Origin of the sequence: Flavobacterium sp. W20_MBD1_R3, assembly GCF_052119725.1 — a bacterium.
Lineage (GTDB): Bacteria > Bacteroidota > Bacteroidia > Flavobacteriales > Flavobacteriaceae > Flavobacterium.
The window spans coordinates 167,779-185,438 of the sequence record NZ_JBGQOR010000003.1; the positions used below are offsets into that span (position 1 = coordinate 167,779).

A 17,660-nucleotide genomic window follows, 5' to 3' on the forward strand; every position below is an offset into this window, starting at 1 on the left:
TTTAATTCTACAGAAAAGGAATAACAACTGAATCAATCCATTAGAACTAGCACAAAAAATCTTAAATCAAAATGAAATGGCTACTACTTCCAAAACGTACGTTGTAAAAGATTTAAAAGAAAAATCAATTTTGGTTTCCAGAACGTTTTCTGCCCCGCTTGAAAAAGTTTGGCGAGCGTATACTGAAAGTGAATTATTAGAACAATGGTGGGCGCCAAAACCATGGAAAGCTGAAACCAAGCGGATGGACTTTTCTGCTGGTGGTTATTGGTTGTACGCGATGGTGGGTCCTGAAAATGAAAAACATTGGGGACGCATGGACTATACAGCAATAACTCCACATTTAAGTTTTGAAATTAAGGATAGTTTTTCTGATAAAGAAGGAACTATAAATACTTCGTTGCCGGTTTCTACCGGAATAGTTGTTTTTACAACTACAGAATCGGGTACTTTGGTAGAACTCAAAATGTTCTATTCCAATGAAAAAGAGATAGAAACCATGATTGAAATGGGTTTTGAACAAGGTATTACCGCTTGTATGGAGCAATTAGAAACGTTATTTCAAGAAAATAAAATATAACGATAAACAAAAATACTATCTGTTTTAGGGTCTTTCGCGTAAGGGATTGCGGCGGCATCCTTTATTTTTTTCTTTTAAAAAATAAAGATACAGCCAAAAGCCCGACCCCAAAGCTGTAGGTACACAAATGGAAAAGGACATTTTCTGATTTGGGGTTACTCCAGAAAAAGTATTAGTTCCTTTGAAATACTTTCGTAAAAAGGTTTTTTAGTTTGAAAATCACAATTTTGCATTCTTTTATGGATGCTCCGGTAAAAAACAATACATTAGTAAAATTAAATTTTATCAGAAAATTGTTATTGAAAATACCTCAAACCAATCTCTTTATGAAAAAAACAGTACTATCGTTGCTCTTCGTTGGATTTTTTACGGCTTTACATGCCCAACCACCAAAAGCACCAGCAACTACTCCTGCTCCAAAAGAAGAATATTCAGCTGCAAATCTTATTTTTAATCCGGATTCTCAGGTCATAACGGAACATAGCACGACTATTAAAGGTCAAAAAGTGCCGTACAAAGCGACCACTGGGACGATGCCAGTTTGGGACGAAGACGGAAAAGCTATTGCCGGATTATTTTACACGTATTACGAACGCTCCGATGTAAAAGATCGTGCTGCCCGTCCCTTGGTTATTTCCTTTAATGGCGGTCCAGGTTCGGCCTCAGTTTGGATGCAAATTGCGTATACGGGTCCCACTTTAATTAATATTGATGATGAAGGCTACCCATTACAGCCTTATGGAATCAAAGAAAACCCGTATTCGATTTTGGATGTTGCCGATATTGTTTTTGTAAACCCGGTCAATACCGCATATTCAAGAGCTACAAGTAAAGAGATACCAACCACTAAATTCTTTGGCGTAAATGCCGACATTAAATACCTCGCCGACTGGATCAATGGATTTGTATCCAGAACCAATCGTTGGGCTTCGCCTAAATATTTAATTGGTGAAAGTTACGGAACGACGCGCGTTTCCGGATTGGCGCTTGAATTGCAAAACAGCGAATGGATGTACCTGAACGGTGTTATTCTGGTATCACCAACTGAACTAGGAATCACTCGCGGTGTAGCCGCTGAAGCTGCTCTGAAACTGCCATATTTTGCTGCTACGGCTTGGTATCACAAAAAGCTACCTGCTGATTTACAGAACAAAGATTTAACAGATATGCTGCCGGAAGTAGAAGATTTTACAATCAATGAACTACTTCCCGCTATGAGCAAAGGGGGCGCATTAGACGACCAAAAAAGAAAAGACATGGCTGCTAAAATTGCGCGCTATTCCGGACTTTCGGAAAAAGTCGTTTTACAAAACAATTTAGATGTTCCCTATGATTATTTCTGGAAAGAATTGTTGCGCGATCAGGGGTTTACAGTAGGAAGATTAGATTCTCGTTATAAAGGAATTGACCGCAAAGCCGCTGGAGACAAACCTGATTTTAATGCGGAACTGACTTCTTGGCTGCACTCTTTTACTCCTGCAATCAATATGTATTTGAGCAATAATTTAAATTACAAAACCGATTTTAAATATAATATGTTTGGTTCTGTGCGGCCTTGGGATGATTCCAATGATAAAACCGGAGAAAACCTGCGACAAGCCATGGCACAAAATCCGTATTTGCATGTAATGGTTCAATCTGGATATTATGATGGCGCCTGCGATTATTTCAACTCAAAATACAACATGTGGCAAATGGATCCAAGCGGAAGACTAAATGACCGAATGTCCTGGAAAGGCTATAGAAGCGGTCACATGATGTATTTGCGAAAAGTAGATTTGGAAACTGCCAATGAAGATATCAGACAATTTATCAAACAATCCTTGCCTAAGGCCGGAGAGTCGGCAAAATACTAGACTCGGTATTTTTTTTATAAAAAGGCTGTTCAAAATGATTTTGAACAGCCTTTTTTATTTTTTACAGATACATTAACTAATATAAAAATACCTATCGGCGTTTACGGGTAAAACAAAACCTATTTTTGTGGCGTGAAAAAATTAGTTTCAATTATTGGAGGAGGTCCCGCAGCGCTTATGCTGGCAGCATTTTTAGATTGTGAAAAATTTAAAGTTACTGTTTACGAAAAAAATAAAACGCTGGGCAGGAAATTTCTCGTAGCCGGAAAAGGTGGATTCAACCTTACCCATTCGGAATCCATTACTGAACTGATTGCACGCTATACACCAGCTGATTTTCTGGAAAAAGCACTCCTTGATTTTGACAATGAAAACTTTAGAAAGTGGCTTAGTTCCATAGGTATTCCGACGTATATAGGCAGTAGCAAGCGAGTTTATCCTGAAAATGGTTTCAAACCCATAACGGTGCTCAATGCCATTTTAGCTGTTCTGGAAAAGCAAGGTGTTGCCATTCAATACCAACATACTTGGACGGGTTGGACGAGCGAAAATTCAATTGTTTTCAATACAGATACAACAATAAAGTCCGACTATACCATTTTTGCTATGGGCGGCGGAAGCTGGAAAGTCACTGGTTCTGATGGTGGCTGGCTTGATTTATTTGAGAGGGAAAATATTCCTATCGTTCCATTTCAATCTTCAAATTGTGCGTATCGTGTGAACTGGCCGGAAGATTTTATTTCGGAACATGAAGGCAGTCCGCTTAAAAACATTGCGATTAGCTGTTGCAATAAAACACAAAAAGGGGAAGCAGTCATCACGCGTTTCGGTTTAGAAGGAAATGCCATTTATGCCCTTAGTCCACAAATACGTCAGAAATTGGAAAGCCAACAAAAGGCGATAGTTTTCTTGGATATGAAACCAACTTTGCGTTATGATGATTTGCTTCAAAAGATTAGAAAATCAACTTTTAAGAAAACGAGCGAAACACTACAAAAAGAAGTTAAATTAAGTCCTGCTCAGATTGGGCTTTTGAAAAAATACCTATCGAAAGAAATCTATCTAAATCCAGAATTATTGGCTCAAAATATTAAAAAATTAAGCCTAGAAATTACCGGTACTGCACCATTGAACGATGCGATATCTACGACAGGCGGTATTCAACTGAATGCGGTAGATGATAATTTCCAATTAAAAAATAAAAATCATACTTATTGCATTGGCGAAATGCTGGACTGGGATGCGCCCACCGGCGGTTATCTGCTGCAAGCTTGTTTTAGTATGGGGATGCATCTTGCGCGTCACCTAAATAAGGTTCCATAAATTTTTTACAATACCATTTCTTCAAACAAGCGTTGCGCCGTTTGTTCCAAATCATCACACAAACCCGGATGCGGTCTTGAGGTTTGAATAGCGGAACTGCGAAGTGCAGTCAACCAACGGAAACGCGATGGAATATCAAATTGCGCTATTGGGCCACCTGATTTTTCGCCATGTGCCACTTTTGCAAATGCCTGTACATTTAAATGCAGTTGTTGCACATCCAAATCATCCGAAAAAAGTTGGAGTTTTGCTTCATTTACTGAATACAGAACCTTAATAAACTTTGCTTTTTTACAAAAAAGAATAATACCCACATTGAGGAATTCTTCGCGTTCTACCCTTGGCACAACACGGATTACGGCATACTCATATAAGTGCTTCTCTTGCATTTTGTGCTTCGTTTATAAAAATTTCGGAATGGTTCAAACGTGTTCTTAAAAACTGAAAATAGACTTCTCGAATGGCTTCGGGAGTTTCATCGGTATCTTCCCAATGGAGCCATACTTCGGGAATCAGATTCACAATATTTTGCAATACATCCTCAGACAATATTTTTTTGAAGGCTGTATCAGTTTCTATTAATAACGAAGCTTGAGGCAACAATACATGGTCTTTTATCAGTGCAAAAGGACTTTGTGCATGCTTTTCCCAATTGGTCCAAGAATGGTGAAAATAAAGACTCGCGCCATGATCTATCAGCCATAATTCTTTATGCCAGATCAACATATTAGTGTTTCTAAAGGTTCTGTCGACATTAGTGATAAAAGCATCTAACCAAACAATTTGGGAAGCTAGTTTTGGATCAACCAACGTGACAACAGGATCAAAATTAATGGCACCTGACAAATAATGTAATGCCAAGTTAAGGCCTTGACTGCCTTGAAGCAAGTCCTGAATTTCTTCATCGGCTTCACTGCGTCCGAAAGCTTCGTCGAGATTTGCATAAACTAATTCCGGCATTTTCAAATTTAATGCACGGGCAATTTCTCCACCGATTAATTCGGCAATTAAAGCTTTTACGCCATGTCCGGCACCTTTGAATTTCAAGACATATTTAAAATCATCATCGGCTTCAGCGAGCGCAGGCAAAGAACCGCCTTCCCGCAAAGGAGTGATGTATCGCGTAACATTTACGGTTCTAAGATGGGGTGTTTTTTCCATAATCGAATTGGATAAAGCTATTTTACTTGGATACAAACTTACAAATAAGTAGAAGAATTTAGTATCTATTTTGCAGAATGATTGCTAACAATCTGGCTTCTACCACAGGAAAAATCTCATGAAGAATATTTTCATCACTAAACTATATTGATAATAAATTGAACAAATGAGCTATTCATAAAAAAAATTACCGGAAACTACAATGAGATTCCTCCCTCGTCTGAATGACAAAAGGAAAAGGAATAAAATAAAATGGTCAAAGACAAAATACTACTCCAATTTTTCTAAACTCAAAAAAGCTTTCCCAACATTTATAATACGATAAGAAGCAATTTAAGACTGGTTCCCCGTTTATTATAATACACTATTCGTGTCTAAATTTAAAAAAAAACAATCCCTTTTTATTTAATTCTCAAAGAATTAGATACTAATTTTTAGGAAATAGTTTATATTTGATTAATTATTAAAAATAAACTGCAATGAAAAAAGTTATTTATCTATTGCTAATATTAGTTTTGGCCTCATTTACAACTTCAAAAGAGCTTACAACAATTTCAGGGAAAATTACAAATACCGCTAGCGACTCTATCAGTATAAAAGGAGAATTATTTGAGAAAGAAATTATATTAAAAGCTGACGGTAGTTTTTCAGAAAACATAAGTATTCCATATGATGGAATTTATACTCTTGAAACTGGGAAAAACAGTGTACCAATCTATTTGTCAAAAGAGACTAATCTCGTGCTACTTGCAGATGATAGCGTTTTTTACACAAGTTTAAAATATAAAGGCAAAGGTAGTATCGAGAATCAATATATAATTGAAAAATTAAAGATAACTTCACAAATTTCAGATGAAGAATTATATAAATTGGATGAAATGGAGTTCCTGAATAAAGTGAATGAAATTAAAACTTCTATTTCTGACTTGTACAATACAACTAAATTTACTAATACCTATTTCAAAGAAAAAGAAGTTTCTAATATCAATTATTTAGAGCAAAAACACTTCTTGTTTTATGAAAAGTACCATAATTTTCACGCCCATTTAAAAGAATTTCACGTTTCAGAGGAATACCCAAAATTTGATGAAAAAATTGATTTAGATAATGATGCTGATTTTTTATTTTCCCGTGAGTATCAAAAATTAGCTGTGTTGAAATTCCTCAATAATATCAAATTTAACGGAACTGATCTTGATTTTATTAAAGCTAAAATCATTAATATTAAAGCCATCAAAAGTCAAAACCTTAAGAATTTCATCATTCATAATTCTATTTATGACGTAAATATTGATAATGCCAATTATGGAAAAATATACCAAGAATATCTTTCCATTACAAATGATCCGAAATTAAAAGAGAGCCTAACTACAATTTATAATAATATATTAGCGACACAACCGCACAAAGCATCTCCACAATTTGATTACGAAAACCAAAAAGGTGGAAAAACGTCTTTAGAAAGTCTAAAAGGGAAATATGTTTACATAGATGTTTGGGCAACGTGGTGTGGACCTTGTCTTAAGGAAGTACCATCCTTGAAAAAAGTAGAAGAAGAATACCAAGGTAAAAATATTCAGTTTGTTAGCATTTCTATTGACAATATTAAAGATCGAAAAAAATGGAGCAATCTTGTAAACACAAAACAGTTGGGAGGAATTCAATTATTAGCAGATATGGACTTCAATTCTGAATTTATTAAAGCTTATGAAATAAAGGAAATCCCCAGATTCATTCTTATTGATCCAGATGGCAACATTGTAAATTCAAATGCTCCAAAACCATCTGAAACCAAACTGGCTGAGTTATTTAACGAATTGAAAATATAACTATTGTGAAGCGTTTTTAAAATTTTTATTCTGTAATACTCAAAAAAGCTTTTCCAATATTCGCAATCACATCTGAAGCGATAAAAGACTGATAACCGGTCTCCGGCAAAGCGATATCAGCGGTTAATCCGTGGAGATACACGCCAAGAATTGCAGCGCTTGTAGGTTCATAGGATTGCGCCAATAGACTAGTAATCATTCCTGTCAAAACATCGCCAGTTCCCGCAGTTGCAAGCGCAGCATTTCCGGTGGTGTTTTCATAAACGGTTTCGCCATTGATTATTCGGGTGGGTGCGCCTTTCATTACGATTATAATTTTGTATTGTTTGGAGAAAGAGACTGCTTTACTCATTTTCTCTTCTTCGGAATGCCATTTCCCAATTAATCGTTCCAGTTCTTTGGGATGTGGCGTGATAATCGTTTTGGGTTGTACTAAAGCTAATAATTTTTTATTTTTAGAAATAATATTCAATGCATCAGCGTCTACAACTAATGGGACTCTGTTCGTTTTTAGAAATTGATAGAGCGCATTTTGGGTTTCTACAGCCTGACCCAAACCGGGACCAATTCCGATGGCTTGCGGCGATATGTCAAAAGTGATATTAGAAATTATTTGCTCCTGATTATCTGTGAGAACCATAACTTCAGGTATTGCGGTTTGCAAAATAGTGTAGCCACATTTTGGAATAAAAACGGTGACTAATCCGCAACCGGTTTTCAAAGCCGCTTTCGAAGACAAACTGATTGCTCCTATTTTGCCATAACTTCCGCCAATGATTAAGGCGTGTCCCTGAATTCCTTTGTGTGTATGTTTATCTGGTTGTTTGTAATGTTTCAGGATTTCTTTTTGGTCGATGTAAATGGGATTCGTCATGGAAATTTGTTTGTTTAAAATTACGAATTTAATAGGAAACAAATTCGTTATTTGAACCCAAATTTCCTAGCCCTGATAAAAGCGGCATCTCCCGCTTTAGAAAAAGAAGGTTTTTTTAGCCGTAGTTTTTGTTAAGCGGGAATACAGCGAATAGCAGGAAATAGCTCCTAAAAATACTTATCATAAATCCTACAAAATTTGTTATTTCGAAAACGTTTGAAACTTTAAACTTTGCGCGGTTCCGCCTTTGTCACCCGAAATAAAATCAATAAATTAGCGACTTCAAATTTTATATAAAAACACCATGAAAAATACTGCGCTAACGCACATACACGAGAGTTTGGGAGCAAAAATGCTTCCGTTTGCTGGATATAATATGCCCATTTTATATGAAGGAGTGAATGCAGAACATGAAACGGTTAGAAATGACGTGGGTGTTTTTGATGTTTCTCACATGGGTGAATTCTTGCTTACGGGTCCAAATGCTTTGGCTTTGATACAGAAAGTGACTTCAAATGATGCTTCGACTTTGACTATTGGAAAAGCGCAATACTCTTGTTTGCCAAACAATGATGGCGGAATTGTTGATGATTTGCTGGTTTATAAAATGAAAGACGAGCAGTACCTATTAGTGGTAAATGCTTCGAATATTGACAAAGATTGGAATTGGATTTCTGCTCAAAATGACTTGGGCGTGGAGATGAAAAACCTTTCGGATGATTATTCTTTACTGGCTATTCAAGGACCAAAAGCGGTTGAAGCGATGCAATCGTTGACTTCAAAAGACTTATCAGCGATTCCGTATTACCATTTTGAAGTGGGTGAATTTGCCGGTATCGAAAACGTAATTATTTCGGCTACAGGATATACGGGTTCAGGAGGTTTTGAAATTTATTGTAAAAATTCAGAAGTAGAACAAATTTGGAATAAAGTTTTTGAAGCAGGTTCGGCTTTTGGCATCAAGCCAATTGGTCTTGCGGCTCGTGACACATTACGATTAGAAATGGGTTTTTGTTTGTACGGAAATGACATCAACGACACAACTTCTCCACTGGAAGCTGGTTTGGGCTGGATTACAAAATTCACAAAAGAATTCACGAATTCTGAAAATCTGAAAAAGCAAAAAGAAGCGGGAGTTACTAAAAAATTAGTTGCATTTGAAATGCAGGAACGTGCAGTGCCAAGACACGATTACGAAATTGTAGATGCTTCCGGAAATGTAATCGGAATTGTAACTTCGGGTACGATGTCACCATCTATGAGTAAAGGAATAGGAATGGGATATGTAACTGTTGAAAACAGTGCTTTAGAGAGTGATATTTTTATCAGAATCCGTAAAAATGACGTTCCTGCCAAAGTGGTGAAATTACCTTTTTACAAGAAATAAAATCATTGGATAAAGATTAGAATAACTGTATTTTTGCAGTTCAAAATAAGAAAAAGAAATGGGAAGAGCGTTTGAGTTTAGAAAAGGAAGAAAAATGAAACGTTGGTCTGCAATGGCCAAAGCATTTACCAGAATAGGAAAAGATATTGTAATGGCGGTAAAGGAAGGCGGACCAAATCCTGATGCCAATTCCAGATTAAGAGCCGTGATCCAAAACTCTAAGGCAGTGAATATGCCTAAAGAAAATGTGGAACGCGCCATTAAAAAAGCTACCGACAAGGATACGGCTAACTATAAAGAGGTTTTATTTGAGGGATATGCGCCTCATGGAATTGCAATTCTGGTTGAAACTGCTACGGATAATAATAACAGAACAGTAGCTAATGTCAGAAGTCATTTTAACAAATGCAACGGCACATTGGGAACGCAAGGTTCGGTTGAATTTATGTTTGATCACACTTGTAATTTCAGAATTCCGGCAAACGGACTTGATCCAGAAGAACTAGAATTAGAATTAATAGATTTTGGTGCAGAAGAAGTTTTTGAAGATGAGGACGGCATATTGATTTACGCGCCTTTTGGAAGTTTTGGAACCATCCAGAAAGAATTAGAAAACAGAGGATTGGAAATCCTTTCTTCCGGATTTGAAAGAATACCCCAAATTACTAAAAAATTATCGGAAGCTGAAATGGCCGATGTAGAAAAGTTAATAGAAAAAATGGAAGAAGATGATGATGTTATGAACGTATATCATACTATGGAAGAAGCATAGCACTTTTCTCAATTAGATATAAAAACTCTAGCTTCGGCTGGAGTTTTTTTGTTTAAATAGTTATGAAATAAACCCTTGATATTTCTTGTTTAAAGTCAACTCAAGATAATTTTATAGTAGCAAAAAGTGTGTGGTAGGTACAAATGAAATGCATTCATCAAATACCGTTTTTGCCATATTGGTTTGATTTTCCTCTTAAAAACCAAATTTAAGAACAGTTAATAGAACTCAGAAAAATCCACTATAACAATTATTAAAAAAGGTCTTTAACACAGATTGGCAAGATGAAAATGTTTTAAACTACAGAAGGTCATAATCTGTGCATAGCTGTAATCTTTAGCGAAAAAATTTAAGGCTGCACGGCTGAGTAATCCGTTAAAATTTATGAAATCTGTGGCAGAAAGTTAGGAACTTTATTAAAACAGACGACTAACTGATTCAGTCCTAATAATTTTCACATTATTCATAATTTTAAAGAAATAAAATCAATACCCAAAATGTTCTGTCTTTTAAAAGATAAAAAATGTTATATTGTATTACAAATACCATTAAAATGACAGAATCCAATTAAAAGAAAGTGATTTAGCAAAGGAGTATTTTTTAATGTCTTTTTTCCTGATACCAAGTTGCTTATCTTTGCCTACTTTCTGATAAATACGAAACCAAAAAAAACAAGTGATAAAGCAAATTATTGGGTTTATAATTGTTTTAAACATACAAATTTATCATTTAATACAAATAAAAATTGGCTTTTATAACGATTATCTACAAAATGCAATTAGTAAAAGAATGATGTAGTTAATTAGCTAAATATCCAAATCTAGAATATCGTTCTAAGGAACGCATTAAATATAACATATATGACAAACAACATTCTAATTGAAAATCAATATAAAAGAACCAGTTTATTTGAAAAAGAAAATGTAAACTATTTAGTTCGCATTTTAAAAAGATTTAATACCGTACCAAAGGTCAATAACATCAATATTATTACGTCAACCACGGAGCCTTCTATTTTCAAAATTGTACCTAATAAAGCGATAATAATTGGTTCTTCTTTTTTGAATAAACCTATTTTAGCATTAGTTTACTTAAGATATGGTATTGAATGGCAACTGTGGTACAAGGCTTTAAATAATGAAAAAAAAGATGCTGTTTTGTGCGATATCGCAGCACTTGAAGTGATTCGAATTTTTTATAATTTATTGCCTAAAGACGATAAAGAAAAATTAGAAGATCTTGATTATCTTTTAATTAATTTAATTAAAAATGACACTTATTTAAACACGGAATCTTCTGTAAAAAATGAAGAACTGCAATCTTTTCATGGTTTAAAAAATTCGAACACTGAATTCAAAGATTCTTGGAAATCTATTGTTAATAATTTAGCAAAACCAACGGAATACTTATTGATGTCCGGAGGCGATCTTAGATTAAATATTGACGAAATTCATTTGCTAAACAAATATGGTTGTCGTCCATTCCCTAGACCTGATGCATTTACTTTTGCCTCATCAACGGCAACCAGTGTTTCAAACTTTGCTTTCGATAAAACAGATAAAGTGAGAAGTATATTAATTCGAAACAGCTTGAAAAATGGTTTTAAAAATAGTACGATAGAGTTTTCCGAATTACTAAAAAATAACCTTAGAAAAACATTTAAATTAAGTGATGAATGTGAAATAATTTTCTCCCCGTCAGGAACTGATTCATCACTGCAAATTGCAGCCATAACGCAAATTATTTCAGACAAGGAAATTACGCATATTTTAGTAGCATCAGATGAAACTGGTAGTGGCGTTGCTGCAGCCCTGAAAGGATGTCATTTTGAAAATACTACTGCTTTAAATTATCCTATTAAAAAAGACACTAAAATTGAAGGTTTTAGAGACGTTGATTTAATTAAAATCCCGTTTAGAGATCAAGATGGTGTATTGAAATCTTCTAAGCAATTGGACAATGAAGTTTTTGATGCCGTTGCCAGAACCAGAAACCTGGACAGGCACATCGTATTGCATGCGATGGACCAATCAAAATTAGGATATCAATCTCCAAGTGATGAATTAATTAAAAAATTAAATACTCTTGAAAATTTATCTATTCAGATTATTGTAGATGGCTCGCAGCTTAGACTAGACCCAAAAGACATACAAAATTATTTAAATAAAGGATATATAGTTACCATAACGGGAAGTAAATTCTTCACTGGGCCTCCCTATTGTGGTGCATTAATACTACCTAAAAATGTTAATAAATTAATTCATTCTGCAAAAAACACCCTACCTAAAGGTTTAAATCAATATTACAATCGCTCTGATTGGCCAACTTCATTATATTGTTCTAATGAATTATCAGATGGCTATAACTATGGTTCTTATATGCGATGGAATTCAGCCGTTGTTGAAATGGACAGGTATTACAAAACACCTATTTTATATCGAAATATGGGTATTGAGATGTTTTGTAATTTTGTTGATGATTCCATAAAAGAAGCTACTTTTTTGCAGCCTATTTATGGCGATGAAACAAAAACCAAGAGTTATAGCAGTAAAGAATTTGGAATACGAAATATCCGAACTATTTTTCCTTTCTTTATTTTCCAAGATAATAAGGTCTTAACTGTGGATAAGGTAAAAAAATTATACACATTACTAAACTCTGATTTATCGGATCAATTTGAAGGTTCGTCTTTAGAAATTATTCGCCTTGCAGCTCAAAAATGCCATATTGGTCAAGCAGTTAATGTAAAATATACTACTGAGATTGAAAGTGCTATTTTAAGAATTAGTTTGGGCGCCAGAGTCATTTCTGAAAGTTGGGTCAATAGAGATATTAGTCTCTTTTTTAGAAATATAGAATTACAAATGAGCCAAATCACAATTACAATCAAAAAAATTGAATTGATCCTTACTACTCCTGAATTATTGGATTAAAGTAAAATTGGCACTTTCGTATATTTAATAAAAAAAGTCCCATTTGCTATTGCAAATGGGACTTTTTTTAATAGTACTTTTTATCTTATTTTATCATTTCGACTTTTTGAACATCTTCTTGGTTTATGCTATCAAAAAAGCCTTGTTCATTCATCCAATCATCGCTAAATACCTTACTCATATACCTCGAACCATGATCTGGAAATATAGCAATAACAACACTTTCAGCATCAAACTCGCCTTCATCGGCGTATTGCTTAATTGCTTGTAAAACCGCTCCTGATGTGTATCCTACAAACAAACCCTCTTTCTTAGTAATTTCTCGCGCAGCATGAGCACTTTGTTCGTCAGTTACTTTGACGAATTTATCAATACTATCAAAATCTGTTGCTGATGGAATTAAGTTTTTACCCAGACCTTCTATTCGGTACGGATAAATTTCATTCTTGTCGAATTCTCTGGTTTCATGATATTTTTTTAATACCGATCCAAAAGCATCCACTCCAAGAATTCTAATGTTTGGATTTTGTTCTTTTAAGTATTTTGCTGTACCTGAAATAGTTCCTCCAGTCCCACTGCATGCAACTAAATGTGTAATTGTTCCGTTAGTCTGTTTCCAAATTTCAGGACCTGTAGATTTATAATGTGCATCAACATTTAACTGATTGAAATATTGATTGATATAAACGGAGCCTTTCGTCTCTTCGTGAAGCCGTTTGGCTACGTTATAATAAGACCGTTCATCGTCAGCAGATACGTGTGCGGGACAAACATATACTTTGGCACCCATACTGCGAAGCATGTCTATTTTGTCTTTAGATGATTTAGAGCTAACAGCCAGAATGCAGCTATATCCTTTGATAATACTTACCATTGCTAAACTAAAACCAGTATTACCGGAAGTGGTTTCAATAATGGTATCACCGGGAGATAAAATACCTTTTTTTTCTGCCTCTTCTATTATGTGCAATGCTATTCTATCTTTTGAGGAATGTCCCGGATTAAAAGCTTCTACTTTAGCATAGAAAGAACCTTCTATTCCTTCCGTAACTTTGTTGAGTTTAATAAGTGGCGTATTTCCAATTAGTTCTAAGACATTATTGTAAGCGTTTATTTTTCTTTCCATAAAAAAATAGTTAGTTGCACCAATATTTAAGTAAACCATGAAGGCCCAAACTTAACAAAAAAATCATTCTAGTTTTTAATTCCTTCTAAATTTAATAAAAAACTAAATTCTTTTGCTAATTCCTTTAAAGCTTCAAATCGACCGGAAGCACCACCATGACCAGCATCCATGTTCGTATTCAAATATAAAACGGTATTATTTGTTTTTTGAGTTCTCAGTTTTGCAACCCATTTTGCCGGTTCCCAATACTGTACTTGAGAATCATGCAGTCCGGTAGAGACAAACATATTAGGATAATTTTGAGCTTTAACATTATCATAAGGAGAATAGGACAGCATATATTCATACGATTTTTTCTCATTTGGATTTCCCCACTCATCATATTCTCCTGTTGTTAGCGGAATCGTGTCATCAAGCATAGTGGTGATTACATCCACAAAAGGAACCTGAGCAATCACTCCATTGTATAATTCTGGTGCCATATTAACTACTGCTCCCATTAACAAACCCCCAGCTGATCCTCCTTCAGCATACAAATGTTCTGGTGAAGTATATTTTTGCTGAATTAAATATTTGGAACAATCAATAAAATCGGTAAAAGTATTTTTCTTTTTTAACAATTTTCCGTTTTCATACCATTCTCTTCCCAAGTCCTCACCTCCTCGAATATGCGCTATTGCAAAAATAAATCCGCGATCCAAGATTGATAAACGTGTCGACGAAAAGTGAGCATCCATAGTCACACCATAAGAACCATACGCATAAAGCAATAGCGGATTATTGCCGTCTTTTTTCAATCCTTTTTTGTAAACCACTGAAATGGGTACTTGAGTACCATCAGTAGCTGTGGCCCATATACGCTCTTCTATATAATTATTTTTATCAAATTTGCCACCAAGAACTTGCTGCTCTTTCTTGATTTCTTTCTCCTTAGTTTTCATGTTAAAATCAATAACCGAAGATGGTGTGGCCATTGATTGGTAACTATAACGTAAAATATCGGTATCAAAATCAACATTTGTTGTGGTGTAAGCACTATACGTTTCGCTCCCAAAAGGCAAATAATATTCCCCTTCCCCACTCCAAGGCATGATGCGAATGTGATTCAAACCATTAGAACGTTCTTCTACAACAAGATAATTGCTAAAAATCTCAATGTCTTCCAGTAATACTTCTCTGCGATGTGGAATTAAATCCTTCCAATTTTCTTTTGCAGTAGCGTTCTCAGGAGTTTTCATCAACTTGAAGTTAGTTGCTTTATCCTTATTAGTCATGATATAAAAAGAATCCCCAAAATGAGAAATACTGTATTCTAATCCGCGAACTCTTGGTTGGAAAACAACAAATTCACCATCGGGTGTATCGGAATTCAAAATTCTATATTCTGTTGTTAAAGTACTTCCAGAACCTATTACTATGTATTTTTTGGATTTCTCTTTTCCTACTGAAACATTGAAGGTATCATCTTTTTCATTAAAAACTAGTACATCATCAGCTGAATTTGTGGCTAATTTATGTTTGAAAACTTTATCAGAGCGCAACGTAACCTCATCCTGTCTGGTATAAAAAATCGTTTTATTATCATTTGCCCAAACCGAACTACCGGTAGCATTTTCAATCTTATCCGAAAGAATTTCTCCTGTTTCAAGATTTTTAAATTGTATTGTATAAATTCGTCTTCCTACAGTGTCGATTCCAAAACTCGCAAATTTATTGTCTAGACTCACACTTAAACCTCCCAATTGAAAGTATGATTGGTCTTTTGCCAAGTCATTGCAGTTGAATAAAATTTCCTCAGTTGCAGCAAGATTTCCTTTTTTTCTGGAATAAATAGGGTAATCTTTACCAGTTTCGAAACGGGTAATATAATAATACCCGTTGTATAAATAGGGAACCGATTGATCGTCTTCCTTGATACGGGCTTTCATTTCTTCGTACAACTCTTTCTGAAAATCTTTCGAATCCGCAGTCATCGCATCATAATAATTATTTTCCTGAGTCAAATAATCAATAACTTCCGGATTTTCTCTATCATTTAACCAGAAATAGTTGTCTATCCGTTTTTGGTTATGTTTTTCTAACGTTTTTGGAATTATTTTAGCTACTGGAGTAGGAATATTTTTTAACATTTGCTGTGCTTTAATTTTAGTATTTGATGCTGCAAAAATAACACAAAGACAACTTAGGATGAGTTTATTTTTCATGAATATTTTATTGATTTTGACTATGCAATATAGTAATTTTGTCAATAAAGTAATTTAAAAAATTAAAACATGGATTTAATGGGAATGATGGGTAAACTAAAAGAAACCCAACAAAAAATAGAAGACACAAAAAAACGTTTGGACACGGTTCTTATTGATGAACAAAGTACTGATGGTTTATTGAAAGTTACCTTTACGGCTAATAGAACTTTAAAATCAATCACTATTGATGACTCCTTACTAGAAGATAAAGAGCAATTAGAAGATTACATAATTTTAGTAATGAATAAAGCGATTGAAAAAGCGACAAATGTAAACCAAATCGAACTGGATGCTGTAACCAAAATGGATATGCCAATGATTCCCGGCATGGAAGATTTGTTTAAATAAAAAAGTTTAACGTTTAAGGTTTAACGTTTATTAATCACGATAAAATCGTTAAACCTTAAACATTAAATAAATTTTAAAGACAAAATTACACTAACTTTTGCAGCGTTTCTAATACATAAGTATGCATCACCTCTTTGTAATCGAGATGCGTTACAATTCTTAATTTTCCATGACCCATGGAACTAATTAAAATGTTTTTTTGTTTTAATAATTCAATTAAATTCTTTTCAATGCAACTTGGAACCAATGAAAAGATCAAAATATTAGTTTCAACTGGCTCTACTGATGCAACCCAGCTTACTTTTTTCAAAACTTCGGCAATTTCTTTTGCTCTTCTATGATCGTCAGAAAGACGTTCTATGTTATGATCCAAAGCATAAATTCCGGCTGCGGCCAAATAACCAACCTGTCGCATTCCACCACCAAATAATTTTCGAATACGCAACGCTCTGTGGATCGTAGCTTTATCAGCCAACAAAACTGAACCAATTGGCGCTCCTAATCCTTTAGATAGACAAACTGAAATCGTGTCAAATAATTTTCCAAATGCTTTAGGATCTTGATTTTTTGCTACCAAAGCATTCCAAATCCGAGCACCATCCATGTGGAATTTTAAATTGTTCGCATCACAAACCTTTTTTATTTCTTGTAAATCTTCCAACTCATAACAGGCACCACCCCCTTTATTTGTGGTGTTTTCTACACAAACTAAACTCGTTAGCGGACTGTGGTAAAACTCTGGATCATTTATAGCTCCTGCCACTTGTTCAGCAGTAATCATACCGCGATTTCCGTCTAATAAGCAACAAGAAACCCCGCTATTAAAGGAAACACCCCCACCTTCGTAATGATAAACGTGCGCATATTTGTCGGCAATCAATTGTTCTCCAGGTTGCGTATGTAATTTTATCGCCGTTTGGTTTGCCATTGTTCCTGACGGGAAAAAAAGTCCTGCTTCCATCCCAAAAATTTCAGCAACTTTAGCTTCAAGAGCAATAACCGTAGGATCTTGTTTGTAAACATCATCTCCTACTTCAGCATTTAACATATAAACCAGCATTTCACGTGAAGGTTTTGTAATGGTATCGCTAACTAAATTTATTTCCATATAATTATTTTTATTTTCAGTACGGACAATTCGCTAATTGTCCCTTCATAAAATTTTTCTATTTTTGTGCCACAAATTTACACAATACCGTTTGTTTATTCCAACTAGTTGCGTTAA

The 17,660-nt window shown here is 34.7% G+C and carries 14 protein-coding genes; 8 read left to right on the forward strand and 6 right to left on the reverse strand.

What is annotated here, in order from left to right; translation table 11 throughout:
- The first annotated feature begins 76 nt into the window (after positions 1-76).
- The 3 genes from ACEN2F_RS06660 to ACEN2F_RS06670 all read left to right on the forward strand — a co-directional run bounded on the left by ACEN2F_RS06660 (position 77) and on the right by ACEN2F_RS06670 (position 3,759).
- Positions 77-580 carry an SRPBCC family protein gene (locus ACEN2F_RS06660; protein WP_441737217.1) on the forward strand — a complete coding sequence of 168 codons (504 nt, stop codon included), beginning with the start codon at positions 77-79 and terminating at the stop codon, positions 578-580.
- 326 nt (positions 581-906) lie between these two features.
- Positions 907-2,436 (forward strand): S10 family peptidase, encoded by a 1,530-nt coding sequence (locus tag ACEN2F_RS06665; RefSeq protein WP_441737220.1) that lies wholly within the window; start codon positions 907-909, stop codon positions 2,434-2,436.
- Between the two features lie 132 nt (positions 2,437-2,568).
- Positions 2,569-3,759, forward strand: coding sequence for an NAD(P)/FAD-dependent oxidoreductase (locus tag ACEN2F_RS06670; protein ID WP_441737223.1), 1,191 nt, complete (start codon positions 2,569-2,571; stop codon positions 3,757-3,759).
- Positions 3,760-3,764: 5 nt separating this feature from the next.
- On the opposite strand, the gene ACEN2F_RS06675 is transcribed toward ACEN2F_RS06670, so the two are convergent.
- Positions 3,765-4,148, reverse strand: coding sequence for a DUF3037 domain-containing protein (locus ACEN2F_RS06675; RefSeq protein WP_441737225.1), 384 nt, complete (start codon positions 4,146-4,148; stop codon positions 3,765-3,767).
- Positions 4,126-4,920, reverse strand: a complete 795-nt coding sequence (locus ACEN2F_RS06680) for a HipA family kinase (protein ID WP_441737227.1) — start codon at positions 4,918-4,920, stop codon at positions 4,126-4,128. The genes ACEN2F_RS06675 and ACEN2F_RS06680 overlap by 23 nt, the downstream gene beginning before the upstream one ends.
- A gap of 479 nt (positions 4,921-5,399) precedes the next feature.
- Here ACEN2F_RS06680 and ACEN2F_RS06685 point away from each other — a divergent pair, with 479 nt between their 5' ends.
- Positions 5,400-6,749: a TlpA family protein disulfide reductase gene (locus ACEN2F_RS06685; protein WP_441737229.1), complete on the forward strand. Its 1,350-nt coding sequence runs from the start codon at positions 5,400-5,402 to the stop codon at positions 6,747-6,749.
- Positions 6,750-6,774: 25 nt separating this feature from the next.
- Here the strand turns inward: ACEN2F_RS06685 and ACEN2F_RS06690 are convergent, their stop codons facing one another.
- Positions 6,775-7,623: an NAD(P)H-hydrate dehydratase gene (locus tag ACEN2F_RS06690; RefSeq protein ID WP_441737232.1), complete on the reverse strand. Its 849-nt coding sequence runs from the start codon at positions 7,621-7,623 to the stop codon at positions 6,775-6,777.
- Positions 7,624-7,927: 304 nt separating this feature from the next.
- Here ACEN2F_RS06690 and gcvT point away from each other — a divergent pair, with 304 nt between their 5' ends.
- The 3 genes from gcvT to ACEN2F_RS06705 all read left to right on the forward strand — a co-directional run bounded on the left by gcvT (position 7,928) and on the right by ACEN2F_RS06705 (position 12,715).
- Positions 7,928-9,010, forward strand: coding sequence for a glycine cleavage system aminomethyltransferase GcvT (gene gcvT, locus ACEN2F_RS06695; RefSeq protein WP_441737234.1), 1,083 nt, complete (start codon positions 7,928-7,930; stop codon positions 9,008-9,010).
- 58 nt (positions 9,011-9,068) lie between these two features.
- Complete coding sequence (locus ACEN2F_RS06700; RefSeq protein WP_441737237.1) at positions 9,069-9,782, forward strand: YebC/PmpR family DNA-binding transcriptional regulator; 714 nt, start codon at positions 9,069-9,071, stop codon at positions 9,780-9,782.
- A gap of 860 nt (positions 9,783-10,642) precedes the next feature.
- A complete protein-coding gene (locus ACEN2F_RS06705; RefSeq protein ID WP_441737240.1) occupies positions 10,643-12,715 on the forward strand; it encodes a hypothetical protein in 2,073 nt (690 codons plus the stop codon).
- Positions 12,716-12,800: 85 nt separating this feature from the next.
- Here ACEN2F_RS06705 and ACEN2F_RS06710 read toward each other — a convergent pair whose 3' ends face one another.
- Positions 12,801-13,841 (reverse strand): PLP-dependent cysteine synthase family protein, encoded by a 1,041-nt coding sequence (locus ACEN2F_RS06710; RefSeq protein ID WP_441737242.1) that lies wholly within the window; start codon positions 13,839-13,841, stop codon positions 12,801-12,803.
- A 68-nt stretch (positions 13,842-13,909) separates the two neighbouring features.
- Complete coding sequence (locus tag ACEN2F_RS06715) at positions 13,910-16,045, reverse strand: S9 family peptidase (RefSeq protein ID WP_441737245.1); 2,136 nt, start codon at positions 16,043-16,045, stop codon at positions 13,910-13,912.
- Positions 16,046-16,114: 69 nt separating this feature from the next.
- Here ACEN2F_RS06715 and ACEN2F_RS06720 point away from each other — a divergent pair, with 69 nt between their 5' ends.
- Positions 16,115-16,435: a YbaB/EbfC family nucleoid-associated protein gene (locus ACEN2F_RS06720; protein ID WP_441737248.1), complete on the forward strand. Its 321-nt coding sequence runs from the start codon at positions 16,115-16,117 to the stop codon at positions 16,433-16,435.
- An 85-nt stretch (positions 16,436-16,520) separates the two neighbouring features.
- On the opposite strand, the gene ACEN2F_RS06725 is transcribed toward ACEN2F_RS06720, so the two are convergent.
- Positions 16,521-17,543 carry a threonine aldolase family protein gene (locus ACEN2F_RS06725; protein ID WP_441737251.1) on the reverse strand — a complete coding sequence of 341 codons (1,023 nt, stop codon included), beginning with the start codon at positions 17,541-17,543 and terminating at the stop codon, positions 16,521-16,523.
- Between the last annotated feature and the right edge of the window lie 117 nt (positions 17,544-17,660).